The sequence below is a fragment of the Dyella sp. CR10 genome (assembly GCF_055814425.1).
Genome location: NZ_CP185986.1, coordinates 4,670,191 through 4,695,328, shown reverse-complemented (window position 1 = coordinate 4,695,328; position 25,138 = coordinate 4,670,191). Strand labels below are relative to the sequence as shown.

26 protein-coding genes and 1 pseudogene are annotated in these 25,138 nt (G+C 67.5%); 8 read left to right on the top strand and 19 right to left on the bottom strand.

Features of this window, described 5'->3' with window-relative positions; genetic code table 11:
- Positions 1-23: 23 nt before the first annotated feature.
- From ACNR9O_RS21145 to ACNR9O_RS21130, 4 genes are all read right to left on the bottom strand, one after another.
- Positions 24-1,115, bottom strand: coding sequence for a PQQ-dependent sugar dehydrogenase (locus tag ACNR9O_RS21145; RefSeq protein ID WP_473685057.1), 1,092 nt, complete (start codon positions 1,113-1,115; stop codon positions 24-26).
- Positions 1,116-1,175: 60 nt separating this feature from the next.
- Positions 1,176-2,174: a YheT family hydrolase gene (locus tag ACNR9O_RS21140; protein WP_473685059.1), complete on the bottom strand. Its 999-nt coding sequence runs from the start codon at positions 2,172-2,174 to the stop codon at positions 1,176-1,178.
- Positions 2,171-2,971, bottom strand: a complete 801-nt coding sequence (locus ACNR9O_RS21135) for a lysophospholipid acyltransferase family protein (RefSeq protein ID WP_473685061.1) — start codon at positions 2,969-2,971, stop codon at positions 2,171-2,173. The genes ACNR9O_RS21140 and ACNR9O_RS21135 overlap by 4 nt, the downstream gene beginning before the upstream one ends.
- Before the next feature lie 85 nt (positions 2,972-3,056).
- The gene (locus ACNR9O_RS21130; protein ID WP_473685063.1) at positions 3,057-3,674 is read right to left on the bottom strand and encodes a TetR/AcrR family transcriptional regulator; all 618 of its coding nucleotides are present in this window, start codon (positions 3,672-3,674) and stop codon (positions 3,057-3,059) included.
- Between the two features lie 68 nt (positions 3,675-3,742).
- Between ACNR9O_RS21130 and ACNR9O_RS21125 the strand changes: the two genes are divergently transcribed.
- Entirely contained in the window at positions 3,743-5,035 is a 1,293-nt protein-coding gene (locus tag ACNR9O_RS21125; protein WP_473685065.1) for an MFS transporter, read from the top strand.
- A gap of 3 nt (positions 5,036-5,038) precedes the next feature.
- Here the strand turns inward: ACNR9O_RS21125 and ACNR9O_RS21120 are convergent, their stop codons facing one another.
- Positions 5,039-5,515 (bottom strand): Lrp/AsnC family transcriptional regulator, encoded by a 477-nt coding sequence (locus ACNR9O_RS21120; RefSeq protein WP_473685067.1) that lies wholly within the window; start codon positions 5,513-5,515, stop codon positions 5,039-5,041.
- A 158-nt stretch (positions 5,516-5,673) separates the two neighbouring features.
- On the opposite strand from ACNR9O_RS21120, the gene phhA reads away from it, so the two are divergent.
- Together phhA and ACNR9O_RS21110 are read left to right on the top strand one after the other, a co-directional pair.
- Entirely contained in the window at positions 5,674-6,567 is an 894-nt protein-coding gene (phhA, locus tag ACNR9O_RS21115) for a phenylalanine 4-monooxygenase (protein ID WP_473685069.1), read from the top strand.
- A gap of 199 nt (positions 6,568-6,766) precedes the next feature.
- A complete protein-coding gene (locus ACNR9O_RS21110) occupies positions 6,767-7,372 on the top strand; it encodes an OmpW/AlkL family protein (RefSeq protein ID WP_473685071.1) in 606 nt (201 codons plus the stop codon).
- Between the two features lie 84 nt (positions 7,373-7,456).
- Here ACNR9O_RS21110 and ACNR9O_RS21105 read toward each other — a convergent pair whose 3' ends face one another.
- From ACNR9O_RS21105 to ACNR9O_RS21085, 5 genes are all read right to left on the bottom strand, one after another.
- Positions 7,457-8,155, bottom strand: a complete 699-nt coding sequence (locus tag ACNR9O_RS21105; RefSeq protein ID WP_473685073.1) for an RES family NAD+ phosphorylase — start codon at positions 8,153-8,155, stop codon at positions 7,457-7,459.
- Positions 8,156-8,241: 86 nt separating this feature from the next.
- A complete protein-coding gene (locus ACNR9O_RS21100) occupies positions 8,242-8,637 on the bottom strand; it encodes an MbcA/ParS/Xre antitoxin family protein (RefSeq protein WP_473685075.1) in 396 nt (131 codons plus the stop codon).
- Positions 8,638-8,745: 108 nt separating this feature from the next.
- On the bottom strand, positions 8,746-10,509 hold the full coding sequence (locus ACNR9O_RS21095) for a DUF885 domain-containing protein (protein WP_473700827.1): 1,764 nt from the start codon (positions 10,507-10,509) through the stop codon (positions 8,746-8,748).
- Between the two features lie 17 nt (positions 10,510-10,526).
- Positions 10,527-12,179: a SulP family inorganic anion transporter gene (locus tag ACNR9O_RS21090; protein WP_473685079.1), complete on the bottom strand. Its 1,653-nt coding sequence runs from the start codon at positions 12,177-12,179 to the stop codon at positions 10,527-10,529.
- Positions 12,176-12,793 carry a ParB-like protein gene (locus ACNR9O_RS21085; RefSeq protein ID WP_473685081.1) on the bottom strand — a complete coding sequence of 206 codons (618 nt, stop codon included), beginning with the start codon at positions 12,791-12,793 and terminating at the stop codon, positions 12,176-12,178. The genes ACNR9O_RS21090 and ACNR9O_RS21085 overlap by 4 nt, the downstream gene beginning before the upstream one ends.
- Positions 12,794-12,949: 156 nt before the next feature.
- Between ACNR9O_RS21085 and ACNR9O_RS21080 the strand changes: the two are divergent.
- Positions 12,950-14,146, top strand: a pseudogene (locus ACNR9O_RS21080) (lytic murein transglycosylase); the annotation flags it as partial.
- Positions 14,147-14,153: 7 nt separating this feature from the next.
- Here the strand turns inward: ACNR9O_RS21080 and ACNR9O_RS21075 are convergent.
- From ACNR9O_RS21075 to ACNR9O_RS21055, 5 genes are all read right to left on the bottom strand, one after another.
- Positions 14,154-14,858 (bottom strand): helix-turn-helix transcriptional regulator, encoded by a 705-nt coding sequence (locus ACNR9O_RS21075; RefSeq protein ID WP_473685085.1) that lies wholly within the window; start codon positions 14,856-14,858, stop codon positions 14,154-14,156.
- A gap of 121 nt (positions 14,859-14,979) precedes the next feature.
- Positions 14,980-15,384 carry a GFA family protein gene (locus tag ACNR9O_RS21070; RefSeq protein ID WP_473685087.1) on the bottom strand — a complete coding sequence of 135 codons (405 nt, stop codon included), beginning with the start codon at positions 15,382-15,384 and terminating at the stop codon, positions 14,980-14,982.
- Complete coding sequence (locus ACNR9O_RS21065) at positions 15,381-15,602, bottom strand: hypothetical protein (RefSeq protein WP_473685089.1); 222 nt, start codon at positions 15,600-15,602, stop codon at positions 15,381-15,383. The genes ACNR9O_RS21070 and ACNR9O_RS21065 overlap by 4 nt, the downstream gene beginning before the upstream one ends.
- 12 nt (positions 15,603-15,614) lie before the next feature.
- The gene (locus ACNR9O_RS21060) at positions 15,615-16,226 is read right to left on the bottom strand and encodes a DJ-1/PfpI family protein (protein WP_473685091.1); all 612 of its coding nucleotides are present in this window, start codon (positions 16,224-16,226) and stop codon (positions 15,615-15,617) included.
- A 168-nt stretch (positions 16,227-16,394) separates the two neighbouring features.
- Entirely contained in the window at positions 16,395-16,769 is a 375-nt protein-coding gene (locus tag ACNR9O_RS21055; protein ID WP_473685093.1) for a VOC family protein, read from the bottom strand.
- A 187-nt stretch (positions 16,770-16,956) separates the two neighbouring features.
- On the opposite strand from ACNR9O_RS21055, the gene ACNR9O_RS21050 reads away from it, so the two are divergent.
- The 3 genes from ACNR9O_RS21050 (at position 16,957) to ACNR9O_RS21040 (ending at position 19,737) form a co-directional block, all read left to right on the top strand.
- A complete protein-coding gene (locus ACNR9O_RS21050) occupies positions 16,957-17,973 on the top strand; it encodes a class 1 fructose-bisphosphatase (protein ID WP_473685095.1) in 1,017 nt (338 codons plus the stop codon).
- Positions 17,974-18,024: 51 nt separating this feature from the next.
- On the top strand, positions 18,025-18,723 hold the full coding sequence (locus ACNR9O_RS21045; RefSeq protein WP_473685097.1) for a 2OG-Fe(II) oxygenase: 699 nt from the start codon (positions 18,025-18,027) through the stop codon (positions 18,721-18,723).
- An 81-nt stretch (positions 18,724-18,804) separates the two neighbouring features.
- A complete protein-coding gene (locus tag ACNR9O_RS21040) occupies positions 18,805-19,737 on the top strand; it encodes a patatin-like phospholipase family protein (protein WP_473700826.1) in 933 nt (310 codons plus the stop codon).
- Between the two features lie 12 nt (positions 19,738-19,749).
- On the opposite strand, the gene ACNR9O_RS21035 is transcribed toward ACNR9O_RS21040, so the two are convergent.
- Both ACNR9O_RS21035 and ACNR9O_RS21030 read right to left on the bottom strand, forming a co-directional pair.
- The gene (locus ACNR9O_RS21035) at positions 19,750-20,481 is read right to left on the bottom strand and encodes a 2OG-Fe(II) oxygenase (RefSeq protein WP_473685101.1); all 732 of its coding nucleotides are present in this window, start codon (positions 20,479-20,481) and stop codon (positions 19,750-19,752) included.
- A 42-nt stretch (positions 20,482-20,523) separates the two neighbouring features.
- Positions 20,524-20,676: a hypothetical protein gene (locus ACNR9O_RS21030; RefSeq protein WP_473685103.1), complete on the bottom strand. Its 153-nt coding sequence runs from the start codon at positions 20,674-20,676 to the stop codon at positions 20,524-20,526.
- Between the two features lie 132 nt (positions 20,677-20,808).
- Between ACNR9O_RS21030 and ACNR9O_RS21025 the strand changes: the two genes are divergently transcribed.
- Positions 20,809-22,839 (top strand): S9 family peptidase, encoded by a 2,031-nt coding sequence (locus tag ACNR9O_RS21025; RefSeq protein WP_473685105.1) that lies wholly within the window; start codon positions 20,809-20,811, stop codon positions 22,837-22,839.
- A 43-nt stretch (positions 22,840-22,882) separates the two neighbouring features.
- Here the strand turns inward: ACNR9O_RS21025 and ACNR9O_RS21020 are convergent, their stop codons facing one another.
- Both ACNR9O_RS21020 and ACNR9O_RS21015 read right to left on the bottom strand, forming a co-directional pair.
- Entirely contained in the window at positions 22,883-23,992 is a 1,110-nt protein-coding gene (locus tag ACNR9O_RS21020; RefSeq protein ID WP_473685107.1) for a PA0069 family radical SAM protein, read from the bottom strand.
- 54 nt (positions 23,993-24,046) lie between these two features.
- Positions 24,047-25,126 carry a PA0069 family radical SAM protein gene (locus tag ACNR9O_RS21015; protein WP_473685109.1) on the bottom strand — a complete coding sequence of 360 codons (1,080 nt, stop codon included), beginning with the start codon at positions 25,124-25,126 and terminating at the stop codon, positions 24,047-24,049.
- Positions 25,127-25,138: the final 12 nt, after the last annotated feature.

Genomic DNA, 25,138 nt, shown 5'->3' with positions numbered 1-25,138 from the left:
TCGTCGTGTTGCCTCGATGCCGCCTACTTGGCCTGGTAGGTCACGCGGTAGATCGCGCCGGCTTCGTCGTCGCTCACCAGCAGGCTGCCGTCCGGCAGCGGCTGTACATCGGCGGGACGACCCCAGACTTTCTCGTCCTGCATGAAGCCGTCGATCAGCGGTTCGTATGACACTACTTTGTTGCCGTTGAGGCGGGCGACCATAACGCGATAGCCCGATTTCTTGGTGCGATTCCACGAGCCGTGCAAGGCGATGATCAACGCCCCCTTGTAGCTGGCGGGGAACTGCGATCCTTCATAGAAACGCAGGCCCAGCGAAGCGACGTGCGGGCCGAGCTTGTACACCGGCGGCGTGTAGTCCTTGCAGCTCTTGCCCTTGCCGAATTCCGGATCCAGCGTGTCGCCCTGATGGCAATACGGGTAACCGAAATGCTCGCCCACGCGGGTGAGGCGGTTGAGCTCGTCGCTGGGCATGTCGTCGCCCATCAGGTCGCGGCCGTTATCGGTGAACCACAGATCCTTGCTGCCCGGCCGCCAGGTGAAGCCGACGGTATTGCGGATGCCGTAAGCCACATCTTCCAGTCCGCTACCGTCTTTGTTGAGACGGGTGAGCTTGGCGTAGTCCTTGTCCTTGTCGCACAAGTTGCAGGGTGCGCCGATCGGCACATAGAGCTTGCCGTCCGGGCCGAAGGCGATGAACTTCCAGCCGTGGTGCGTATCGGTGGGAAACTTGTCGTACACGACTTCGGGTTTCGGCGGATCGTCGAGATGGTTCTCGATATCGCGCAGCACCACGATCTTGCTCACCGCCGATACGTAGAGGTCGCCGTCCTTGAACGCCACGCCTACCGGCAGCTGCAGGCCGGTGGCAATGGTGCGCACCTTGTCGGCCTTGCCGCTGCCGGTGCTGTCGGTCAGGGCATAGACCTTGCCCGCATCGTTGGAGCCGACGAACACGGTGCCCTTGGCGCCGAGCGCGATCTCGCGCGCATTGGGCACCTGGTCCGAGTACACCGCGATATGGAAACCCTTGGGCAGGGTGAGCTTGTCCAGCTGGGGCGCGGCCACGGCGGGCACGGCGAGCAGGCCGAACACGAAGGCGAGCAACAGGCGCATGGGGACCTCCATGGGAAGGGGTTCCCCAGCCTATAACGAATCCCTGGGAGCGGGTGGCGCTCAGGCGATCGCGTTGAAACGCGCCGCGATGTAGTCGTCGGTGAAGCTGGTCATGTCCAGGCCGCGAATGAAGCCGCAATGGCCGCCGTGCGGCGCGATATCCAGCTCCACGTTGGACGGAAGGCGCAGCTGCTCGAAGGCCGCTACCGGGATCACCGGATCGTCGCGCGCGGTCAGGATGGTGGCCGGAACCTGCATCGCCGCCAGCGCGTCGCCGGCGACCGAATAGCCATCCAGATACGCCTGCAGCGAGCCGAAATCGGTATGGCGCAGCACCAGCGACTCGGTGAGCCCGCGCAGATTCTGCTTCAGCTCGTCCAGCTCGAAGTACTGCCGCTGCGGGAACGCCGCCTGCTTGGCCTTGAGCGAGCGCCGCCACTTGCGCAGGAAGTAGGCCTGATAGAACCAGGGCGCGGCCTCCTCCAGCGAGAACAGGCCCTCGCCCGGATCCACGATCGGGCATACCGCCAGTGCGTAGCTCAGCGGCACGCCGGCCGCCGGCGCGCGCAGGGCGGCGCGCAGGGCGAAATTGCCGCCGAGCGAAAAGCCGGCCAGGGCCAGCGGCCGCGCCGGCCAGCGGCGTGCGATATCGCCGAGCGCGTGCATCACTTCATCGATGCGGCAGGAATGGAACAGCGCCTCGTTGAGCGGATGGCTGTCGCCGTGGTCGCGGAAATTGAGGCGGAAGATGTCCCATCCGTCGGCCAGCAGCCGGCTGCCGGTCTGCAGTACGTAGGTGGAATCCACGCTGCCTTCCCAGCCGTGGAACAACACGGCCAGTCCGCGCGCCCGCGGCCGCGACGTCTGCGCCGTGTAGGCGCCGGTAAGCCGCACGCCGTCGCCGCCGTCCACCATCACCGCCTGCGCGTTCTCGCGCACGGTCTGCGCGGCGCGCGGCAACAGCTGCCGGCGCACCCCGCTGGAGGAAAGCATGGTCTGGATGTGCCCGCTGCTCAGTGGCCAGGGCGGACGGAAATCGGCGCCGCGCGGGAGCGTCATGCCGGACGATCTTCCAGGGCCGCGGCGATGCGCTCGCGCGACAGCTCGGCCATGCGGCGGCGCGCATCGGGCGTGGCCGGTACCGGCTCGAGGAAATGCACTTCGGCGTCCAGCGGCGCCTCGCCGAGCAAGCGCAGGAAGTTCTGCATGAAATTCTCGCGCTCACGGAAGCCGGCGTCGATCACGCGGCGCCCGTCGCGCGCGAAGCGCAGCGCCACCGGCTGTACCGGCACCTCGGCGTCGAGCGCAGCCTGGAAAATGCGCGCATGGAAGACGCGCAACGCGCCGTTGTGGCCGGTACCGCCCTCCGGGAACACCGCCACCGATCGCCCTCCGCGCAGGCGATCGACCATCACCTGCATCACCGTGGCCAGCGAATGGTTGTTGCCGCGGCGGTGGAAGATGGTGCCGCCGCTGGCGGCCAGCCAGCCGACCAGCGGCCAGCTGGCGATTTCGGCCTTGGCCACGAAGCAGGCCGCGCGCTGGCTGTGCAGCAGCTCGATATCGATCCACGAAGTGTGATTGGCGACGAACAGCACCGGGTCGCGCAACGGCTGCCCGAAGCGCACCGAACGCAGGCCGAAGATGCGCAGCAGCTTGGTCGACCACCAGCGGATCATGCGATGCGCGAACGGCTCGCGGCCGTCCTTCATCACCACGTGCTTGTTCCAGCTGAGAATGCCGGCGCACAGCAGCACGCCCAGCAGGACATGCAGGAGCAACAGGGGGATGCGCCAGAAATAGCGCAGCGGACGCAGGAAATCCCGGTCCTGGGTGGAGACGGTATCGGTGCTCATCAGTCCGGTTAGTTTAGCGTTAGTCGGACGATACGTCGGCGATGCGCATGCGCATGGTGCAGACGGCCATCCCCAACGTTTGAAACTAGCGCGAGGTCAGGCTGGCCTCGATCAGGCGGCGCGCCATCGCGCCGAGCACGCGCGCGGGACCGCCCTCGCCGAACGCCTGGCCGGAGACGTAGCTGCCTTCGATCAACAGCAGTAGCCCGTCAGCCAATTCATCCGGATCCTTCGCCCCCATCGCCGTGCACATGTCACGCAGGCGCTGGCGCAGCGCCTGCTTGCTGTCCACGCCGACCTGATGGGCCGGGTGGGCCGGATCCGGGTATTCGATGACGGCGTTGGTGAGGCCGCAGCCGCGATACCCCTCGCTGCTGGCACGCACGGCGAGCCTGTCCACGTACGCGAGCAGGTGCGCCTTGGGATCGTCCGGGTGATCGGCAGCCGGCGCCTCGAAGCTCTGGCAGAAGCGGCGGTCGTAGTCGCGCAGGTAGGCGGCGATCAGCTCGTCCTTGGACTCGAACGCCCGGTAGAGGCTGGGCTTGGTCACGCCGGCGCGATTGACGATTTCTTCCACGCCGATGGCGCGGATGCCCTCGCGATAGAACAGGTCGAAGGCGGTATCGCGGATGCGGTCGGCGGCGCGGCGCGGCGTCTCGGGGGTTTCCGTGGTTTCCGGGGTGGATTTCGTGCGCTGGGACATGGTCGGCCTGTTGACAATGTTACCGATCGGTACGTACTCTGCGCTCCCGCCACGTACCGATCGGTAACATGACTATACAACGACGCCGGCCGTTCGGCCAAAACTACGCTTTCGTGGTCATCGCCGTCGTCTTCCTGGCCCTGCTCGCCTCGGCCGGCATGCGCGCGACGCCCGGCGTGCTGATGCTGCCGCTGGGCCGCGCCTTCGGCTGGAGCCAGGACAGCATTTCCTCCGCCGCTGCGGTGGGCATCCTGCTCTATGGCCTGATGGGTCCGTTCGCCGCGGCGCTGATGCAGCAATTCGGCATCCGCCGGGTGATGCTGACCGCGCTGGCGGTGATGGCCCTGGCCGCCGCCTCCAGTGCGCTGATGAGCCGGCCCTGGCAGCTGGTCGCCACCTGGGGTGTGCTGTCGGGCGCCGGCACCGGCTGCATCGCGGTGGTGCTGGGCGCCACCGTGGTGGGCCGCTGGTTCAGCACGCACCGCGGCCTGATGATGGGACTGCTTACCGCCAGCACGGCCACCGGCACGCTGATCTTCCTTCCCGGCCTGGCGGCGATCGCCGAGTACTTCAGCTGGCGCGCGGTGGTGCTGACCATCGCGGCGGTGAGCGCGGCGCTGATTCCGCTGGTGCTCTGGCTGCTGCCCGAACGGCCCGCCGACATCGGCCTGCGCCGTTATGGCGCGCCCGCCGATGAGCCGGTCGATGCCGGCAGCTCTTCAGGCAACCTGTTCGCGCTCACCCTGGGCGTGTTGCGCAACGCCTCGCGCAGCGGCACCTTCTGGCTGCTGTTCGCCACCTTCTTCGTCTGCGGCTTCACCACCAACGGCCTGATCGGCACGCACTTCATCGCGTTGTGCGGCGACCACGGCATCCCCGAGGTGCGCGCGGCCGGACTCCTGGCGATGATGGGCATCTTCGACCTGTTCGGCACGACGGCGTCGGGCTGGCTCACCGACCGCATTGATCCGCGCAAGCTGCTGTTCGCCTATTACGGGCTGCGCGGGCTATCCCTGATCTACCTGCCCTATTCCGATTTCTCGCTGTCCAGCCTGTCGCTGTTTGGCGTGTTCTACGGCCTGGACTGGATCGCCACAGTGCCGCCCACGCTGCGCCTGACCACCGATGCCTTCGGCGATCGCGACGCGCCGGTGGTATTCGGCTGGGTGGTCGCCGGCCACCAGGTCGGCGCGGCTTGCGCGGCCTTCCTGGCCGGCGTATTGCGCGTGCAGCTGGGCAGTTACCTGATGCCGTTCGTGATCGCCGGCGCCACCGGCGTGGTCGCCGCCTTCCTGGCGCTGCGCATCGGCCGCAGCCGCGACCGCGGCGAGCTGCCGGCGCTGGCCGGCGACGCGGCCTGAGCGTCAGCCTTCGAGCTGCGACAACGGCAGCGCCGCCGAGCGCTTCACCGTGCGCAGCACGAAGCTGGAGTTCACGTCCGCCACGCCGGAGGCGTTGAGGAGCCGATCGAGCAGGAAGCGTGAGAAGTGCTGCAGATCGGCGACATAGATATGCATCAGGTAATCCATGTCGCCGGTCAGCGCATAGCACGCGACGATCTCGTCCCACTCGTTCACCTGCCGCACGAAGCGCTCGATCGATTCGCTCTCGTGCTTGCCCAGCTGTACGCGCACGAAGGCCTGCAGCCCAAGGCCCACCGCTTCCGGGTCCACCTGCGCGCTGTAGCCGGTAAGGATGCCCTCGGCTTCCAGCCGTTGCAGGCGACGCAGGCAGGCCGAGGGCGACAGGCTCACCCGCTCGGCCAGCTCCGCATTGGTGATGCGTCCTTCGCACTGCAGGACGGCGAGCATGCGCAGGTCGGTACGGTCGAGATTGGCCATGCAAGATACTCCAAACAATAACGCCATATGAGCAAGAATATTGCTCATATGACGCCAATGCATGCAACAAAACAACCTTCGTGCGTGGGCTTGGCCATATGCTGTTGGGTAGCTTCCCGGCCTCGCCGGGATTGACCATTCCGCTCCGGAGGCCCGCCATGGACCACAGCACGCCACGCAAAGTCGAACACCAGCAGACCGACCGCGGTTATGTGCCGGTGTACGCCACCGGCGTGGTCGAGCAGCCCTGGTCCAGCTATGGCCGTACCGATCACGACGTGTGGAACACCTTGTACCGGCGCCAGCGCGAACTGCTGCCGGGACGCGCCTGCCAGGAGTTCCTCGATGGCGTGGAACGCTTCGGCATGGGCGAGAACGGCATCCCGAAGTTCGACGACCTCAACAAGGTGCTGGGCAAGGCCACCGGCTGGCAGCTGGTGGCGGTGGAAGGCCTGCTGCCGGATGAGGTGTTCTTCGATCACCTGGCCAATCGTCGCTTTCCAGTGAGCTGGTGGATCCGCAAGCCCGAGCAGCTCGACTACCTGAGCGAACCGGATCTGTTCCATGACCTGTTCGGCCACGTGCCGCTGCTGCTGAACCCGGTGTTCGCCGACTATATGCAAGCCTACGGCCGCGGCGGCATGAAGGCGTTCGGCATCGGCCCGGAAGCACTGATGAACCTCACGCGTCTGTACTGGTACACGGTGGAGTTCGGCCTGATCAACACCGCCGAGGGCATGCGCATCTATGGCGCCGGCATCGTCAGCTCCAAGGGCGAGTCGATCTACTGCCTGGACTCGGCCGCACCCAACCGCATCGGCTTCGGCCTGGAGCGCGTGATGAATACGCGCTACCGCATCGATACCTACCAGCAGACGTACTTCGTGATCGACAGCTTCGAGCAGCTGTTCGAAGCCACGCGGCCGGACTTCACGCCGATCTACGCGCGCCTGAAGGCGAACGAGGCGCATGCGGCGGCCGACGTGCTCGACGGCGACCGTGTGTTCAACCGCGGCACGCGCGAAGGTTTCGCGACAGGCGCCGACACCTGAGCGGCGTCGAAAGTCGCTGAAAAGGGCCCGCTCATGCGGGCTTTTTTTGTCGCTTGCGCAAACTGTGACGCGCCTCTCGCGTGCGGCGCATTGTCGCGCCAGACCTTCACGATGCCTTGTTCCTGACTCAGATCAGATGCGCGATCGCGGCGCAGGGCCAGCATGGATGCGCCATCCGAGAAAACCACAAGGACACGCCATGAAGATCCTGCTTCCGCTGCTCGTCGCGGCGGGCCTCGCCGCTACCCTGCCCGCCCATGCCAACGACGATGCATGGGTACTGCGCTTCGGCGCGCACGTCGTCGATCCGAAATCCGACAACGGCACGCTGGCCGGCATGAAGGCCAAGGTCAGCAGCGACCTCAAGCCGACCGCGAGCATCGAGTACCTGGTCACGCCGAACTGGGGCGCGGAGCTGTTGCTTGCCGCCCCGTTCCGCCACAACGTGCGCCTCGACGGCGCCAAGGTAGCCGAGGCGCACCAGCTGCCGCCGGTGCTGGGCGTGAACTACCACTTCATGCCCGAGCGCACCGTGTCGCCCTTTGTCGGCCTGGGCGTGAACTACACGCGCTTCTTCAATATCGACGGCAAGGGCCCGCTCAAGGGCACCAAGGTCGACATCGACAGCAGCTGGGGCGTCGCCGCGCACGCCGGCATCGATGTGAGGATCAACCCGCGCTGGAGCATCACCGCCGATGTGCGCTGGATCGACCTGTCCAGCGACGTGCGCGTCGATGGTGCCAGGGTCGGCCACGTCACGGTCAATCCGCTGGCCTACGGCCTGAGCTTCGCCTACCGCCTCTGAGTTTTCTCGCCTTCCATGCAGGGAAGGCGCCGCGGGCCACCGCGACCGACGTGGCCCGCGTTTTTCTTTCGTCGCTGCGGCGCTTCAGGCCTCGTGCTTCTTGCCGCGCTTCAACTCGCTCACGGCCAGCACTTTCGCGATGCGCTTGCCGTCCCAGCAATAGCGCAGGTGATCGGCCTGCACGCAGGGCGCGACGCAGTCCGGATAAAACACGGCGACGCATTCGCCGCCTGGGTGACGCACGCTGTCGTACACGATGCCGTCCGAACCGGCGTCGCGCAGCCGGCGTGCCAGCGCGACGCTGGCGACGTAGCTGTCCGGATCGTGTTCGGCGGCCCAGCCACCACGCAGGTCGTGCAGCCTGGCATGGATGCTGGTGCGGTAGCAGCGCATCTCCACATCGCACGGCGGTTCGCTGGTGGCGGCGAGGAAACGCTCACGGTGGTAGACGGTTTCTTCCACCGCGGTGATCAGGCTGTGCCCGGCGTAGAACACGCCCCAGCTGCCATCCGAAAAACGACTGCCATCGGGATTCAGATGCGTGAATGCGGCCATCACTGGCGTCGTGCCGGGCCCGCTGACGCGACGGTCCTTCGGCACCAGAGGCAGCGTGCCAAGCTCGTCGCGGATGCGCGGATTGGTCAGTTCCTCGATGGCGAACAGCGCTTCCAGGTCCTGCGGATCGGCGATGCGGTCGTACACGCTCACCGGCGGAAAGCGGCTGGGCACGATGCGATAGGCATGGCTCCAGCGAAGGCGTTTGAGGGGTGGGGTGTCAGCCATGACGGGAGCGGTCTCGGTATGCCTGCCGGGACGATCGAGTATGCCGGCGCGACGTATCGTCGATTGCGACGCGCGCCGCGCCGCCATCACCAGCCGCGCTGCGCGTCGAGGTATTGCCGCACCACATAAAGGTCGGCAACGTTGCCCGAAAGCATGCGATCCAGCGCCGAACGGCCGCCGAACAGCGGCGCCGTGTTCGGCTTGCGCACCCAGGCATCGGCCTGCTTGGGATCGGTGAAGAGGATCTGCAGGTCCTTGTAGATACCCAGCAGATAGCTGATGCGCTCGAGCACGTCGCGACCGAGGCTGCCTTCCTGCTGGCGCTTCCACTTGTAGAACGTCGATTCCGGCGGATCGCCGAGCAGCTTGCGCTGGTCGCTGATGCGCAACTCCCACTGCTCGGCGAGCTTGAAGAACGCGCGCAGCGCCGGGCCGCCGAGGTCGGCCGCGGGGAAGGTGCCTGGCTGGAGATGTGCCGCCATGATCCGACTCTCCATGTGAAGTTGTGGTCAACTTTACTACATTTGTGAAGTCGTTGCCACAGATAGCCAGGGGGACGGCCTGGCTTGGCCGGGCCAGGCCCGTTCCGATCAGGACTTCCCGTCGCCCTTGGCGCAATCGCAGCCGAAATCCGGCGCCGGGCCGCCCTCCTCGATGAAGCGGTCGATGCGCTTCTCCAGCACCGGCAGCGGTACCGAGCCGATCTGCAGCAGCGTGTCGTGGAAATGGCGGATGTCGAACTTCGTGCCCAGCGCCTGCTCGGCCTTGCGCCGCAGCTCCAGGATCTTCAGATAGCCCAGTTCATACGACAGTGCCTGGCCTGGCCAGCTGATGTAGCGGTCCACTTCATTGGCGATTTCGCGCGCGGACAGCGCGGTGTTGTCGGTGAGGTAGTCGATCGCCTGCTGGCGGGTCCAGCCCAGGTGATGAATGCCGGTATCCACGACAAGGCGGCACGCGCGCCACATCTGGTAGGTGAGATAGCCGAACCGCTCGTAGGGCGTCTTGTAGATGCCCATTTCGTTGCCCAGGTACTCCGAGTACAGGCCCCAGCCTTCGCCGTAGGCCGAGATGTAGCCGTCGCGGCGGAACGCCGGCTGGCCTTTCTGCTCCGCGGCCAGCGCCAGCTGCAGCGAATGACCCGGCGCCGATTCGTGCAGCGTCAGCGCCGCCACGTTGTACAGCGGGCGCGACGGCAGGTCGTAGGTGTTGACCAGGTAGGCGCTCGCGCCGCCGCGACCGGAGGTGTAGTACGGCGCGATGTCCGGCGCCACCGGCACGATGGCGAAGCGCTGGCGCGGCAGGCGGCCGAAGAACTTGCCCAGCTGGCCGTCCACCTGCTTGGCTACCCAGGCGCTGCGCATCAGCAGTTCGTCCGGAGTCTTGGCATGGAACTGCGGGTCGGTGCGCAGGAACTTCAGGAACTCGGGAAAGCTACCCTTGAAGCCGCTTTCCTGCATGGTCTTGACCATCTCGGCATGGATCTTCGCGACCTGTTCCAGGCCGACCTGGTGGATCGCATCGGGGTCTAGGTCCAGCGTGGTGTACTCGACGATCTGCTGGCGATACCAGGCCTTGCCGTCGGGCATCGCTTCCGCGGCGAGCGTGGTGCGCGCGCGCGGCAGGTACTCCTCGCGGAAAAACTTCAGCAGCGTCGCGTACGCGGGAATCACCTTCTGCGCGATGGTCTGCTTCGCTTCCTCACGCATGCGCGCCGCGTCCTCCGCGGGGACGCTCGGCGGCATATGTTCGAACGGCTTGTAGAAACCGCTCTGCACAGGGTCTTTCAGCTCCGCCACGGCGACGATCGACGCGTCGCGTCCGTCCAGCACCGCGCGCGGCACGGTGAAGCCGCGGTCGAGCCCGTCGCGCATGTTGTCGATCTGCTGGGCGAAATAGGCAGGCACCTGGCCGAGGCGATCCAGGTAGCGGCGGTAATCCTGCGGCGTGCGCAGGTCATCGGCATTGAGCACGTAGCCCAGGTCGCTCCAGAACGCCGAGTCGCTGTTGAACGGCATCTGCCACTGCTTGAACTGCTGCGCGGCCAGCAGGTTCTGGATCTGCGCGCGGTAGACGGCGTAGTTGATGCGGTCTTCGGCGCCGAGCTGTCTTGGATCGATCGTGCCCAGGTCGGCCAGCGCCTTCTGCCACACGTCCAGCCGGCGCTGCTGGCTGGCCGCATCCACGTCGTCCAGGCGCGCGTTGCTCGGCTGCGCTTCGCCCGCGTTGCTGATGCCGGCCTGGCCGTTGCGCCACGCCCACTCCTGCTCGTAGATCCGATGGAAGCGCGCGGCCGCGTCGTCGGCCCAGGCAGGCGCGGCGAGCGCCAGGGCACCGAGCGCCAGCCAGGTCATGCGGGGGGTGATCTTCACTAGGTCGTTTCCTTTGCTTCTGACGAGCATGCCAGCACGGCATCCTCGACGCTCCAGTAATCCAGCGCCTGTGGCGGAAGCTGGGGCAGCGCCATGCGCTCCAGCGCCGAGCGCGCCAGATCCTTCAGTCGCGCCACGCGCAACGCGATGCCGCGCGCGTCCAGCCAGGCGGCGAAATCGCCCAGCGATTCCAGCACGGTGCCATCCAGATCGGGCGATTCCTCCAGGCTCAACACCACGTCGCGCAAGCCTGTGTGATCGGTCGCGCGATGGCGTACTTGGGCGAATACCGCCTCGGCGTTGGCGAAGAACAGCGGCTCTTCCGGCCGCACGATCAGCACGCCGGGCACCTCGTGCGCTTGCGCGTGCGTGGCAATGTCGACGAAATCGTGCCCGTCGGCGAGCCGCCCGAGCACGCTCAGGCGAGGCGTGGCGAGCTGGCGCAACAGCATGATCAGACTGAAGGCGATCGCTACCAGCAGACCGTTGAGGATGCCCAGCGACAACACCGACAGCACTGCCGCCAATGCCACCAGGCGGTCGCGCTGCCAGCGCAGATACGGCGTGAATACCGACAGCCGCAACGACTTGCTCACCGCATGGATCACGATCGCCGCCAGCACTGGCATCGGAATGCGCTCGATCCATGGCAACAGCAGCAGAACCATCAGCAACACACCGGCCGCCGCAACCAGGCCGGCTACGCGCGAACGCGCACCGGCCGCTTCGTTGGCCGAGGAGGCCGAATAGCCCGCGCCCACCGGCATGCCATGCAGCAGACCAGCCACCATGTTGGCCGCACCAAGCACGGCCAGGTCGCGGTTGAGGTTCACCGCATCGCCATGCTTGAGCGCGAAGTTGCGGATCGAACCATACGACTCGGCATAGAGGATCAGCACCAGGGCCGCCGCCAGTTCCACGCTGGGCAGCCACTGCCCGCTGGCCGGCCAGGTCGGCCACGCCCACTGCGGTGCCAAGTGCATCGCGCCGACCAGCGCGACGCCGTGCCGTGCCAGCCAGTCGGAGGCGGCGATGCCCAGCGCGATCGCCAGCAGGCTGCCCGGCAGCCGGCGCACGCGCTCGCAGACAAACAGCAGCAGCAGCGCGATGGCGCCGATGCCCAGCGCCGCCGGCTTCAGCCCGCCGATATCGCCGAGCAGATCCAGCAGCAGGGCCGGCACGAAATCGCCGTGCAGCGACGGCACGCCCAGCAGCGCAGGCAACTGCTTGAGCGCGATCACGCAAGCGAGGCCGAAGGTGTAGCCGCGCAGCACCGGGCGCGCGATCAGATGGGAGAGGCCGCCCAGCCACAGGGCACCGGCCAGCAGGAAACACACTCCGGTAAGCACCACCAGCCCCGCCACGATGGCGGCGCGCGCGAGCGGATCGCCGCCGGCCAGCGCCAGCGTGCCGGCAGCGAGCACCGCAGCCGACGACGACGTGGCCGAAACGATGGCGTAGCGGCTGCTGCCGAATGCGCCATAGCAGACCAGGCCGGCGAACAGCGCCATCACGCCGGCCTGTGGCGGAAGGCCGGCGATACCCGCATAAGCCACCGCTTCGGGCAACAACAAACCGGCGATGGCCAAGCCGGCGAGGACGTCGGCCACGACGCCCGGCGAGCCAGGCACGGCGGAAGGCCGGGCGCTCACCCGATCACGCCTGTCCAGCCGGGCAAATAAGCCGCGTCGTGGGTGTGGGCGTGCAACAGGGCTTCGTCTACGACGCGGCGGGTGACCTTGCCGCCCGCCAGCTTCAGGCGGCGGCGATAGAAGTCCGCCCACAGGAACTCGGCATACGGCGTGGCGTCCTTCGAGTAGCCGCCGGCCTGGCGCAGCCGGGCGGCCAGCGTGCGAAATGGATCGTCGGCGAGCTGATCCAGCCCGACGGGGATCGCGTCGTAGGCAGTGCGGTTGCCCTGCGCATCGTAAGGGTGCGCCCAGCGATTGAACTCCATGGTGCGCCAGAACACGTCCGGCTCCAGCCAGGAGAAATCCCGCTGCACCATCACCGGCACGCTTTTCACGCCCTCTTCGAGCAAGGCCAGGCCGAGATGATGGTGGTCAACGATGTAGACCTTGTTCTTCGGCCCGAGCACGCCGGGAAACCAGTGCGCGTCGATTAGCTCCTTGCGCTTCTTCTTGCCCAGGCTGCGCCAGAGGGCACGTTTCTCGGCGACTTCGGCCTTGCCCACGGTGAGCTGGGTCGGCCGCAGCTTGGCGGGCGCAACGCTCAGCAAGGGGTGGCGTACATGCGGTTCGGACATGGTGAAGCTCCTTGATCGACGGGGTTCGATGAGCAGCTCGGCGGAGATGGCCGGGCGAGATTAGCCCAAGCGCGGCGCAGCTTTCTGCGGCGCCCCGGCAAGCCGGCCGGTCGCTGCGTTACGCTGCATGCCCCTCCCCGCCAAGACGGCCACGCCATGCCCGTGTCCCCCGCCCGCCTTGTTCCCATGCTGCTCGCTCTTTTCGCGACGCCTGCCCTGGCGCAGTCGCAGGACGACTTCGCCCGCTGCCTCGCCGACCTGGCGCCCAAGGCCGCGCAGCAGCGCGTGCGCGCCGATACCTACCAGCGCTACACCCGCGACCTGGTGGCCGATACCAGCGTGATCGACGCGCTCAACCGCCAGCCCGAGTTCGTCATCCCGGTGTGGGATTACCTGTCCGCCCTGGTCGACCAGGAGCGCGTCGATGACGGCAAGGCACGCATGAAACAGTGGGCCGCGGTGCTGGACCGCGCGCAGCAGACCTACGGCGTCGATCCGGCCACGGTGATGGCGGTGTGGGGCGTGGAGAGCAACTACGGCCAGCAGTTCGGCCAGCGGCCGCTGCTGCAGTCGCTGGCGACGCTCTCGTGCATGGGGCGGCGGCAGGATTATTTCCGCGGCGAGTTCTACGCGGCGTTGCGCATCGTGCAGAGCGGCGACATCACCGCCGACGAGTTCAAGGGTTCGTGGGCCGGCGCGTTCGGACACACGCAGTTCATGCCGTCGACCTTCGAGCGCGTGGCGGTGGACTTCGACGGCGATGGCCGTCGCGACCTGATCGCCAGCGTCCCTGACGCGCTCGGTTCGACCGCGCATTATCTGCAGCTGTCGCACTGGCAGAGCGGCCAGCCCTGGGGCTACGAGGTCAAGCTGCCGACGCCGTTCGACAGCAAGGTGAGCGGCCGCACCGCGAAACGCCCGCTGAGCTACTGGCGCGCCCAGGGCGTGCGTCTGGTCGACGGCTCGCCCCTGCCCGGCGGCGACGAACCCGCCGGCCTGGTGCTGCCGGCCGGAACGCAGGGTCCGGCCTTCCTCACCTTGCGAAACTTCGACGCGATCTACGCGTACAACGCATCGATCAACTACACCCTGGCCATCGCCCTGCTGTCGGAGCGGCTGCGCGGCAAGCCGGGCCTGGTCGCCGCATGGCCGACCGACGACCCTGGCACCTCGCGCGCGGAACGCCGCGAACTGCAGCGCCTGCTGATCGCCCGCGGCTACGAGATCGGCGATGCGGACGGCATGATCGGCGACAAGACGCGCCAGGCGATCCAGCAGGAACAGCGCAAGCACGGCTTGCCGGACGACGGTCGCGCCGGCCAGCGCATTCTCAAAGCGCTGAGGCAGTCGCCCTGACGGCTCAGCCCATGCCTTCGTAATAGCCGCGCATGGCCTCGAGATACGCATCGAGGTCACGGCCGGGCTGCGCGGCGAAACGCTCGCCGGTGACGCGGCAGTCGGCGATGCGGTCGGGACGGAAGTTGCGGAAGCCCCCGCGCAGGCGACACCACGTGCCCAGCGTCCACTTGCCGCCCCAGAAGGCCAGGCACAGCGGCTCAACCTCGCGCTGGCTGGCACGGCCGGCCTCGTCGGCGTAGTCCAGACTCAGCACTTGGCTGTCGGCGATGGCCGCATTGAGCCGATCGATCATTTCGGCGAAAGCCACCCGACCCGGGTCGCGCCAGATCGGCGCATAGATGCGCGTGCGCGCGGCGCGCTCGCGCAGCTCCGGCGGCAGCACCGCCTCGATCTTCAGCAGCGCCGCCTGCGCACCGGCCGCCAGCTTCTCGCCAGCGAAGGCGCGCACGAAGCGCGTGCCGACCACCAGGGATTCGAGCTCGTCGGCGTTGAACATCAGCGGCGGAATGTCCGAGCCCTTGCGCAGGATGTAGCCCACGCCGGCCTCGCCTTCGATCGGTACGCCGGATAGCTGCAAGTCCGCCACGTCGCGGTAGACCGTGCGCAGCGACACGCCGAGCGTGTCCGCCAGGTGCCGCGCCGGCAGCGCCGTACGGCGCCCGCGCAGGGCGTGGATGATGAGGAAGAGACGATCGGCGCGGCGCATCCGTGCATGATCGCCGAGCCGACCGATCGCGACCAGCGCCGGATGTCACGGCGCCATGCAGCCGCGTCCATGCGGTCCGCATGACCCTCATGGCAATGTGCCGCGAGCCTGCTCATGACCATTACAGATGGCGGGTTTCCGCCGGCGTCTCCATCCAGTTGTTATGGCGGCCGTCGAAATAGCGCACCGGTGCTTCGATCAGTTCCTGCGGCTGGACGTCATCGAGGCAGGCCAGGTTGACCGAGACATAGGCGCCGCCGGCTTCCTCGATATAGCCGCGACCGAACGCATGCACGCCGCAATGCGCGCAGAACACGTGGTGGCAGCTGCTCGTATTGAACTGGTAGTCGGTCAGGTCGCTCTCGCCGGCCAACAGGCGGAACGCCTCCGGCTTCACCGTCTTGCCCCAGAAGCGCATCTTCCAGCAGATCGAGCAATTGCACTTGCCCGTACCGGCCGCGAGGTCGAGGTCGGCTTCGTAGCGCACGCGGCCACAATGGCAGCTGCCGTGGTAGGTCTTGGTCATCGAAAAACTCCCTTGATCGGTTGGCGCGCGGCGGCGGCGATCGCGGCAATCGCCGCCAGGCCGCTCGCCGAAGCAGCGACGCGCGGCGGAACCGGCGCGCGCTTGCCGCGCGAAGCTTGCGGCGGCCTCGCGGGCAGGCGGTATTGCCCATCCATCAGCAGTCCGCGCAGATAAAGCGGGCGGTGGGCCATCAGCACTCGGTTGATTACGTCGCTCACGGCACGTCTCCTTCAGGCCATCACGGCCTTTTCGCCGGCGAACCACGGCGGCGGGGCCGCGTGCTTGAACAGGCGGTACCAGTGCTCGCGGTCACTGCCGCTGTAGAGATCCAGCGTGCGGATGACCTCGCGCGCCAGTTCCACGCTGCCCAGGCTGCTGGCGGTGATGAAGCCGCCCTCGCTCAGCGCCAGCGCATCGGGGTCGTACTTCTCGGACCCCGGATAGGCCGGCACCTGGCCGCCGACGAAGCCGGTGAAGTTGCCGGTATGCCGGCTGCGCGCCAGCAGTCCGTGTCGCGCCAGCGCCAGTACCGCACTGCTGACCGCCGCTACGGTGCCGCCGGCGGCGTGCACGCGCTCGGCGGCATCCATGGCCTCCTCGCCTTCGCCGCGCTGCCAGATGTGCCCGCCGGGCAGGATCAGCAGCGCCGCGCGCGACAGATCGATACGGTCCAGCGTCTGTTCGGGCAGCACGTTCAGACCGCCCATCGAGGTCACCGCGCGCCGCGAGAAACCCACGGTCACGATGCGCCAATCGCCCGGACGGCGGATCTCGCATAAGGCCAGCGCGGCCTCCCAGTCGGCGAAACCGTCGAACACCAGGAAATACACGGTGTCACGCATTGCCATCCCTCCTCTCATACTTTTTCTTTGCCTGAGCCCGCGCGGTCCGCACAGGACGGTGCGCCTGATAACGACGAACGGGAGCAGCGCGCCACGACATCGCGCCGCTCCCCAGGCCCGCGCCGCGCCGGCCCCTGCCGGCCGCGGTCGTAGCCCGGATGCTGCCGGTCACTGCCGGGACCACAGCCCCACCCGGTTGCCCTCGCTGTCGCGGAACTGCGCGAACGCGCCGCGCCCTTCCGGCAGCACCGTGCGTGGCACGATCACCGCACCGCCGGCCTGCTCGATCCGAGCCAGCGTGTCGCCCACGTCGGCCACGCTGAGGTAGACCGTGCTGCCGTGCATCGACGGCTCGCACTGCTCCAGGCGCATCAGTGCGCCGGTGACGTGCTGCTCGGCGTCGTACGGAAACACCGCCAGCTCCATGCCGCCGAACGGCTCGCGCTTGAGGGCGGTGCCCAGTGCGGCGTCGTAGAAGCGGATGGCGCGATCCATCTCGCGGACCGGGATCTCGAACCAGTTGGTGACGATCGGGTTCAGCATGTCCTTGTGTTCCTAGTGGGTGCCCAGTGCACGGAAGAGGAGTCTGGGCACCCCCTGCTGCCAACGTGTTGTCAGCAGGCCCACGGTCCGGTCGTGACAGCTTGGTGAAGGCGCGCCGCCGGTTTCCGGCTGGCGCGGTTCAGCAACTGCCCGGACAATGCGCGTTCCTTTCCGTCACGGACCCGCCATGAAGCCCGTTTCGCTCATCCAGTTCCTGATCGAGGAACGCCGCGCCGGCCGCATCAACGCCGAACTGTCCTTGCTGATCGAAGTGGTCGCCCGCGCCTGCAAGCGCATCTCGGTGGCCACCAGCAAGGGCGCCCTGGGCGGTGTGCTGGGCAATGCCGGCAGCGAGAACGTGCAGGGCGAGGCGCAGAAGAAGCTGGACGTGATCTCCAACGAGATCCTGCTCGAAGCCAACGCCTGGGGCGGCCAGCTCGCCGCCTGCGCGTCCGAGGAGATGGAAGACCCGCAGCAGATTCCCGACATGTACCCGAAGGGCAACCACCTGCTGCTGTTCGATCCGCTGGACGGCTCGTCCAACATCGACGTGAACATCTCGGTGGGCACGATCTTCTCGATCCTGCGCTGCCCTGACGGCATCACCGAACCCAAGGCCGAACACTTCCAGCAGCCGGGCACCGAGCAGCTGGCCGCCGGCTACGTGGTGTACGGCCCGGCCACGCTGATGGTGCTGACCTTCGGCCACGGCACGCACGAGTTCACCCTGGACCGCGAGGTGGGTAGCTTCATCCTGAGCCGCCGCGACATCCGCATTCCGGAGGAGACGGCGGAGTTCGCCATCAACATGTCCAACCAGCGTCACTGGGAAGCGCCGATGCAGCGCTATGTCGGCGAGCTGCTGGCCGGCAAGGAAGGGCCGCGCGGCAAGGATTTCAACATGCGCTGGGTGGCATCGATGGTGGCCGACGTGCACCGCATCGTGACCCGCGGCGGCGTGTTCTTCTATCCGCTGGACGCCAAGATCAAGTCCAAGGGCGGCAAGCTGCGCCTGATGTACGAAGCCAACCCGATGGCCTTCATCGTCGAGCAGGCCGGCGGCGCGGCCACCACCGGGCGCCAGCGCATCATGGAGCTGCAGCCGACCGGGCTGCATCAGCGCGTGCCGGTGTTCCTTGGCTCGAAGCACGAAGTCGAGGTGGCCACGCACTACCACCTCGAAGCCGACGGCGCGCAGGGCTGAGCGGTATCCGAACCGGGCCGGCCCATGCCGGCCCGCATCGCAGGAAAGGACATGCCGGGCGATTTCATCGAGATCTATGAGGATGCGCTGGCGCCGGAGCATTGCGCCGCGCTGATCGAGCGTTTCGAACGCAGTGGCGACGCCACGCCCGGCCAGGTCGGCGGCGGCGTGTATCCGCAGCTCAAGCGCAGCAGCGACATCACCATCAGCCAGCATCCGGCATGGCGCGACGCGGAGACCGCGCTCAACCTCGCCATGCTCGCCGGCCTGGTGGCGTATCTGCGGCGCTATCCCTACACGCTGATCGCGCCGCTCATGCTGCAGGTGCCCGACCCGGCCACCGGCGAGCGGCGCCGGCTGGAAGAAACGGACATCGCCTCGATGGACGACGCCGCGCTCGGCGCGCTCGCGCGCCAGGTCTTCGTGCCGGGTTCGATCAACCTGCAGCGCTATCGTGCCGACAGCGGCGGCTACCCGTACTGGCATTGCGAGCTGTTTCCGCGCGACGCCACCGCGCAGACGCTGCACCGGCACCTGCTGTGGACCATCTATCTCAACGACGGCTTCGCCGAGGGCGAGACCGAGTTCCTGCACCAGGGCCGCAAGGTGGCGCCGCGTACCGGTAGCCTGCTGATCGCCCCGGCTGCGTTCACCCATACCCATCGCGGCAACCGGCCGCGCGGCGGCGACAAGTACATCGCCACCAGCTGGGTGCTGTTCCAGCGCGCTGAGAAGCTATACGGCGGCTGACGCTTCCTCGCGCCGGCCTCATCCGCGCCCCGCGCCGGCCCGATCCGGCCTTACACTCGCCCGCCATCTCACCCATCGCCGATCCCCATGCGCCGCCCCGCCCGTCTCGCCCTGCTGCTTTCCACCCTCGCCCTGGCCGCCTGCTTCGGCGGCGACAAGACCAAGCCCACGCAGGCCCCGCCGCCGGCGGTGGTGGTGCCCAAGCTGCGCATCGGCCTGGCTCTGGGCGGCGGTGCGGCCAAGGGCTTCGCGCATATCGGCGTGATCAAGATGCTGGAGGCCAATGGCATCCGTGCCGATGTGGTGTCAGGCACCAGCGCCGGCAGCGTGGTAGGCGCGCTCTACGCCAGCGGCATGGACCCGTTCCAGATGCAGGAACAGGCCTTTGGCATGGACGAGGCCAAGATCCGCGACGTGCAGTTCTTCTCGCGCGGCCTGGTGCAAGGGCAGAAACTGCAGGACTACGTGAACCAGCTGGTCGGCAATCGCCCGATCGAGAAACTCAAGCTGCCGTTCGCCGCCGTGTCCACCCAGCTCGAAGACGGCCACCGCACGGTATTCGTGCGCGGCAACACCGGTCAGGCGGTACGCGCGTCCAGCAGCATCCCCGGCGTGTTCGAGCCGGTGACGATCGGCGGCAGGCATTACGTCGACGGCGGCGTGGTCAGCCCGGTGCCGGTGGACGCGGCGCGCCAGCTGGGCGCCGACATGGTGATCGCGGTGGATATCTCCACCAAGGCCGACGGCAGCAATCCGCAGGGCATGCTGGGTGTGGTCGGCCAGTCGATCAGCATCATGGGCCAGAAGCTCGGCGAGCAGGAGCTGGCCCGCGCCGACGTGGTGATCCGCCCGAAGGTCAATCAGATCGGCGCCACGGATTTCGAGCAGAAGAACCAGGCCATCCTCGAAGGCGAACGCGCCGCGCAGGCGGCGATGCCGGCGATCAAGGCGAAGCTGGCCACGCTCGAAGCCGCGCGCAAGGCACCAGCCGCGCCGGTGATAGCGACGCACTGACGACGCGGCGCGTCAGCGGCGGAAACGCACGTAGGCGCGCTTGGCCAGATACAGCAGGTGGCCGGTGAGGCCGGCGTCCTGCGCCTTGCGCAGCGCCGTGTTTTCCGCGTAGAGCATGCGGATCTGGGCATCGCGCTGTTCCAGCAGATGTCTGATCTCAGCCACGTCGCCGCGGCTCAGCGTGCTGCCTTCGGCGATGCGCTCGGGCAGCTGTCGATTGACGTAGTACGTGGTGTGCCGGTCCGCCGTTTCCTCGACGGGTCGGTCTTTCGTATAGAAGTAGAGCGCGATCGAGCGCCGCGTCAGCGGCGCGCGATCCTCCGGCAGGCAGATGCGGTCAAAGGCATGCCACGAGCGCTCCGAGGTTTCGAAGATCACGCAGCGATTGAACACCGGCGCGACCGAACGCGAAGGCCGCGCGTCGGCCTGCGGATCGCGGAACAATTCCAGGCGGCCGCCCCAGCTCTGTTCCCACTCGGGATTGAGATAGACGATCAGATTCAGGCGCCGGTGCCAGCGCTCGCTCGGATGGAAGTTGAAATCGACGTGCGGGTCCAGGCTCATGCCGTCGCGGTTCTCGTGCGTGCCGCCGCCCAGGTACCAGGGATCGTAGAGCAGCCCGTCGATGCCGGTAAAAGCGCCGACCGCGCGCAGGAATGCCTGGCTCTGGATCACGTCGTCCAGCCGGCGGTAGGCCGCACCGACATCGCGGATCCTGGCCAGCGTGGACTTGCCGCCGGGCATGCCATCGTCGCCGATCGCATTGCCTTTTTCGAACGCCGGAAACTATTCCAGCAATGCCTGGATGAAGGCGCGATCCAGAAAGTCGTCGATGACGACATGTGGAAACGGCGACGCCGACAGGAACTCGCCGCGGATGCGTTCGGACGCTGCGACGACGTCGGGATTGAGGATCGAGAGGTCCGCTGCGGATTCCATGCGTGGCAGCCGATTAGGAAAGCGACGAATTATAGCCAGCGTGCCGAACCGCGGGCATCGCCTTGCCACGACTGGTCCGGACCCGGGTCTGCTGCTAGCGTGACCGGCTTACTTAGCCATCCAAAGAATCCCATGCGCCACATGCTCCGCTGGCTTCCCGGCATCCTGACTCTGGTCGTCGCGCCGCTGGCTTGCGCCGATCAAGCGGCTACGGATCCGCGCATCGAACGCCTGCTTGCCGATCTGGCCAAGACGCAGCAGATCAGCATGGCGAAGCTGTCGCCGGACGGCCGCTGGCTGGCCTGGGTGGTGACCCGCCAGGGCAAGCCGATGGTGGAGGTGGCCAAGGCCGACGGCAGCAATCCGCTGCCGGTCGGCAACATCGCGCCTGGCAGCTGCAGCCAGAGCGATATCGCCTGGACGCCGGACTCGCGCCGCTTCGCGTACTTGTCCGACTGCGGCAACAGCGATCGGCACAAGGATGTCTTCGTCGCCGACGTCGTTAGCCCCGGCGGCGCCAGAAAGCTCGCCACGCTCAAAGGCATCGCGCAGGAACTGGCCTGGGCGCCGAACGGTCGTGCGCTGGGCTTCCTCTACGTGGAAAACGCCACTCGCCGCTCCAGCGCGCTGGAGGCGGCCCGGCCGATGGCCGGCGAAGTCGGCGTGGATGGCGTGGAAGTCCAGCAGGTCGCGGTGGTGGATGCCCAAGGCGGCGCGCCGCGCCGCCTCACTTCCACCAGCACGCACGTCTATGAATTCGCATGGTCGCCTGACGCCAGGCGGCTGGCCTACGTGGCCGCGCCACCGCCCGGCGACAACAACTGGTGGATCGCCAAGCTGGTGGTACAGGACGCGCAGGCCGGTGCCGCCGCGCGCGTGGTGGTCGATTCGACCGGCACGCGAGGCAACCTGCGTGGCCTGCAGATCGCCCTGCCGCGGTGGTCGCCGGACGGCGAGCGCATCGCGTTCATCGGCGGACTGATGAGCGACCAGGGCGCCACCGGCGGCGACATCTACAGCGTTGCGGCCGCGGGTGGCGAACCGGTGGACCTCACTCCCGGCATCCGCGTCACGCCGGTATGGCTGGCCTGGACCGGCGGCCAGCGCCTGCTGGTGAGCCAGATCGCCAACGGCCAGAGCCAGGTGGCCGAGTACACCGCCACCGGAAGCTCCGCCACGCAGGAACGCGTGCTGTTCACCCTGCCCGCCACGATCGGCGACGGCAGCGCCGCGATGGCCCTGTCGCTGTCAGCCGACCAGCGCCAGCTGGCCTACGTGCAGAGCGCCTTCGACGCCGCGCCGGAAGTGCACGCCGGCCCGCTCGGCGCCAGTGCGCCGCCCGCGGTCACCCGCCTCAACGCGAACAGCCGTCCCGCCTGGGGCAAGGCCGAGTCGATCGAGTGGGACCACGAAGGCCGGCACGTGCAGGGCTGGTTGATCTATCCGGCCGGCTACGACCCGGCCAAGACCTACCCGATGGTGGTGAATATCCACGGCGGTCCGGCCAGCGCGGTCCTGCCGCGCTGGCCGGGCGTGGGCTACGGCGGCGTACCGTTCGCCGCGCTGGGCTATTTCGTATTCATGCCCAATCCGCGCGGCAGCTATGGCCAGGGCGAGGCCTTCGTGCAGGCCAACCGCAAGGATTTCGGTTATGGCGACCTGCGTGACACGCTGGCCGGCATCGATGCGATCGAAAAGCGCCTGCCCGTAGACGACAAGCGGCTCGGTCTCACCGGCTGGAGCTACGGCGGCTTCATGAGCATGTTCGCGCCCACCCAGACCCAGCGCTTCAAGGCCGTGGTCGCCGGCGCCGGCATCGGCAATTGGCAGAGCTACTACGGCCAGAACCTGATCGACCAGTGGATGCTGCCGTACTTCGGCGCCTCGGTGTACGACGATCCGGCGGCCTACGCCAAGAGCTCGGCAGTCAACTTCATCAAGCAGAGCAGCGCGCCCACCCTGGTCGTCGTCGGCGATCGCGACGCCGAGTGCCCGGCGGCGCAATCGCTGGAGTTCTGGCACGCGCTGCGTGCGCAGGGCGTGCCCACCGCGCTGGTCGTCTATCCCGGCGAAGGCCACCGCTTCGTCAATCCGGCGCACCAGCGCGATGTGCTGCAGCGGGCCCTGCTGTGGTTCCAGAAGTACCTGCCGGCGAAGCCTTGAGGATCATCCCGTGCGCCAGTGCTTCTCCTGAAGATTCGCCGCCTCAGAACAGCTGCCCCTGCGGTGATGGCGCGCGCGGCGGTATGAAACGGGAGGTGTCCAGCGACAGCTCCCATGCGCGCCCCAAGCCGTGCCGGCGGCAGGCGACGTCGAAGCGGCGGCGCAGCAGGTCGGCGAACACGCCTTGCCCGCGCATGCGCGTGGCGAAGTCGCCGTCGTAGTCGCGGCCGCCGTTCATCTGCTGCACCAGACTCATCACGTGCTCCGCACGCTGCGGTGCGTGCAGCGCGAGCCATTCGCGGAACAGCGTCTTGAGCTCGTGCGGCAGGCGCAGCACCGTGTAGCCGGCGCTGTTGGCGCCGGCTTCGGCTGCCTGGTCGAGTACGGCTTCCATGTCGCGGTCGTTGAGCGCGGGGATGATCGGCGCCACCAGCACGCCCACCGGCACACTGGCCTCGGCCAGCGTGCGCACGGCCTTGATGCGCCGGTGCGGTGCACTGGCGCGCGGCTCCAGCTTGGCGGCGAGCTGGTTGTCCAGCGAGTTGATCGAGATGAACACCTGCACCAGGCCTTCCCGCGCCATCGGCGCGAGCAGATCCAGGTCGCGTTCGATCAAGGCGTTCTTGGTGACGATGGTGAACGGGTGCCGGCATTCGGCCAGCACTTCGAGCGCGGCGCGCGTCAGCCGCCAGCGTTTCTCGATCGGCTGATAGACGTCGGTATTGCTGCCGATATTGATGGGCTTGGGCACGTAGCCGGGCTTGGCCAGTTCCGCGCGCAGCACTTCGGCGAAGTTGCTCTTGGCGCGCAGCTTGGTTTCGAAGTCCAGGCCCGGCGAGAGATTGAGATAGCTGTGCGATGGGCGGGCGAAGCAGTACACGCAGCCATGCTCGCAGCCGCGATAGGGATTCATTGCCCGGTCGAAGCCGATATCCGGCGAATCGTTGCGGGTGATCACGCTGCGCGCGTGTTCCTCCGTCACCACGGTCTGCGGACGCGGTTGTTCCTCCAGCAGCATCGCGTGCTGCCAGCCGTCGTCCTCCGCATGGCGGCGGATGGTCTCGAAACGTCCCTGTGGATTGGAGGCGGCGCCACGACCCTTGAGCGCACGGAGCCAGGGATCGGAAGGCGTGGGATCGGAAGGCACGGTCATCGGCATAGTGTGCGCCGGCGGCGTCTCGCTCCGCGCGACACGCTCCCCTGCTCGCTAGAACAACTCGCCTTGCGGCGAAGGCGGTCTGGGCGGCACAAAACGGCTCACGTCCACCGGCGCCAGCCGGCCGAAACCCAGGCGCGCGTACGCCTTGGCGAAGCGCTGCTGGATCAGCTGGGCGAACGGACCTTCGCCGCGCATCCGCTTGCCGAATGCGCTGTCGTAATCCTTGCCGCCGTGCATCTGCCGCATCAGGCTCATGACGTGTTCGGCGCGCTCCGGATAGTGCAGCTGCAGCCACTCGCGCCAGATCTCCTTCAGCTCGTGCGGCAAACGCAGCAGCACGTAGCCGGCGGCTTGCGCGCCGTGCTCCCGCGCCGCTTCCAGGATGGCTTCCAGCTCCCGGTCGGTGATCATCGGAATCACCGGCGCGACCATCACGCCCACCGGCACGCCGGCCTCGTGCAGTGCTTTCATCGCGCGCAGCCGCGCATGCGGCGCGCTGGCGCGCGGCTCCATCCTGGCCGCCAGGCGGTTGTCCAGCGTGGTCACCGAAAAGTACACGTGCACCAGCCGCTCGCGGGCCATCGGGACGAGCAGGTCCAGATCGCGCTCGACCAGGGCGTTCTTGGTGATCAAACCCACCGGATGATGCGTTTCGGCGAAGATCTCCAGACACTGGCGGGTGATGCGGTACTTCCGTTCGATCGGCTGGTACGCATCGGTATTGATGCCCAGCGCGATCGACGAACAGCGGTAGCCCGGCCGCGCCAGTTCCTTGCGCAGCAACTCCGGCGCATTGGTCTTGGCGAACAGTCTGGTTTCGAAGTCCAGGCCCGGCGACAGATCCAGGTAGGCGTGGGTGGGCCGCGCAAAGCAGTACACGCAACCGTGTTCGCAACCCTTGTATGGATTGACTGACTGGGAGAAGCCCACGTCGGGCGAATCGTTGCGGCTGATGATGCTGCGCGCGATGTCCTCACGCACGTCGGTCGGCAGGCGCGGCGCCTCGTCCGGCTCGCGGTACCAGCCGTCGTCTTCCGCCTCGTAGGTGCGCTTGTCGAAGCGGCTGACCGTGCGGGAGGACGAACCCCGGCCCTTGATGGGCTGGATGGGCTTGGCGGTCTCGGACATAGGCAACCGAGC

Bases quoted from the DNA above. Each gene is read 5' to 3' on its own strand.
- ACNR9O_RS21145 (WP_473685057.1), bottom strand. From the start codon at position 1,115: ATGCGCCTGTTGCTCGCCTTCGTGTTCGGCCTGCTCGCCGTGCCCGCC.
- ACNR9O_RS21140 (WP_473685059.1), bottom strand. From the start codon at position 2,174: ATGACGCTCCCGCGCGGCGCCGATTTCCGTCCGCCCTGGCCACTGAGC.
- ACNR9O_RS21135 (WP_473685061.1), bottom strand. From the start codon at position 2,971: ATGAGCACCGATACCGTCTCCACCCAGGACCGGGATTTCCTGCGTCCG.
- ACNR9O_RS21130 (WP_473685063.1), bottom strand. From the start codon at position 3,674: ATGTCCCAGCGCACGAAATCCACCCCGGAAACCACGGAAACCCCCGAG.
- ACNR9O_RS21125 (WP_473685065.1), top strand. From the start codon at position 3,743: ATGACTATACAACGACGCCGGCCGTTCGGCCAAAACTACGCTTTCGTG.
- ACNR9O_RS21120 (WP_473685067.1), bottom strand. From the start codon at position 5,515: ATGGCCAATCTCGACCGTACCGACCTGCGCATGCTCGCCGTCCTGCAG.
- phhA (WP_473685069.1), top strand. From the start codon at position 5,674: ATGGACCACAGCACGCCACGCAAAGTCGAACACCAGCAGACCGACCGC.
- ACNR9O_RS21110 (WP_473685071.1), top strand. From the start codon at position 6,767: ATGAAGATCCTGCTTCCGCTGCTCGTCGCGGCGGGCCTCGCCGCTACC.
- ACNR9O_RS21105 (WP_473685073.1), bottom strand. From the start codon at position 8,155: ATGGCTGACACCCCACCCCTCAAACGCCTTCGCTGGAGCCATGCCTAT.
- ACNR9O_RS21100 (WP_473685075.1), bottom strand. From the start codon at position 8,637: ATGGCGGCACATCTCCAGCCAGGCACCTTCCCCGCGGCCGACCTCGGC.
- ACNR9O_RS21095 (WP_473700827.1), bottom strand. From the start codon at position 10,509: ATGACCTGGCTGGCGCTCGGTGCCCTGGCGCTCGCCGCGCCTGCCTGG.
- ACNR9O_RS21085 (WP_473685081.1), bottom strand. From the start codon at position 12,793: ATGTCCGAACCGCATGTACGCCACCCCTTGCTGAGCGTTGCGCCCGCC.
- ACNR9O_RS21075 (WP_473685085.1), bottom strand. From the start codon at position 14,858: ATGCGCCGCGCCGATCGTCTCTTCCTCATCATCCACGCCCTGCGCGGG.
- ACNR9O_RS21070 (WP_473685087.1), bottom strand. From the start codon at position 15,384: ATGACCAAGACCTACCACGGCAGCTGCCATTGTGGCCGCGTGCGCTAC.
- ACNR9O_RS21060 (WP_473685091.1), bottom strand. From the start codon at position 16,226: ATGCGTGACACCGTGTATTTCCTGGTGTTCGACGGTTTCGCCGACTGG.
- ACNR9O_RS21055 (WP_473685093.1), bottom strand. From the start codon at position 16,769: ATGCTGAACCCGATCGTCACCAACTGGTTCGAGATCCCGGTCCGCGAG.
- ACNR9O_RS21050 (WP_473685095.1), top strand. From the start codon at position 16,957: ATGAAGCCCGTTTCGCTCATCCAGTTCCTGATCGAGGAACGCCGCGCC.
- ACNR9O_RS21045 (WP_473685097.1), top strand. From the start codon at position 18,025: ATGCCGGGCGATTTCATCGAGATCTATGAGGATGCGCTGGCGCCGGAG.
- ACNR9O_RS21035 (WP_473685101.1), bottom strand. From the start codon at position 20,481: ATGCCCGGCGGCAAGTCCACGCTGGCCAGGATCCGCGATGTCGGTGCG.
- ACNR9O_RS21030 (WP_473685103.1), bottom strand. From the start codon at position 20,676: ATGGAATCCGCAGCGGACCTCTCGATCCTCAATCCCGACGTCGTCGCA.
- ACNR9O_RS21025 (WP_473685105.1), top strand. From the start codon at position 20,809: ATGCGCCACATGCTCCGCTGGCTTCCCGGCATCCTGACTCTGGTCGTC.
- ACNR9O_RS21020 (WP_473685107.1), bottom strand. From the start codon at position 23,992: ATGACCGTGCCTTCCGATCCCACGCCTTCCGATCCCTGGCTCCGTGCG.
- ACNR9O_RS21015 (WP_473685109.1), bottom strand. From the start codon at position 25,126: ATGTCCGAGACCGCCAAGCCCATCCAGCCCATCAAGGGCCGGGGTTCG.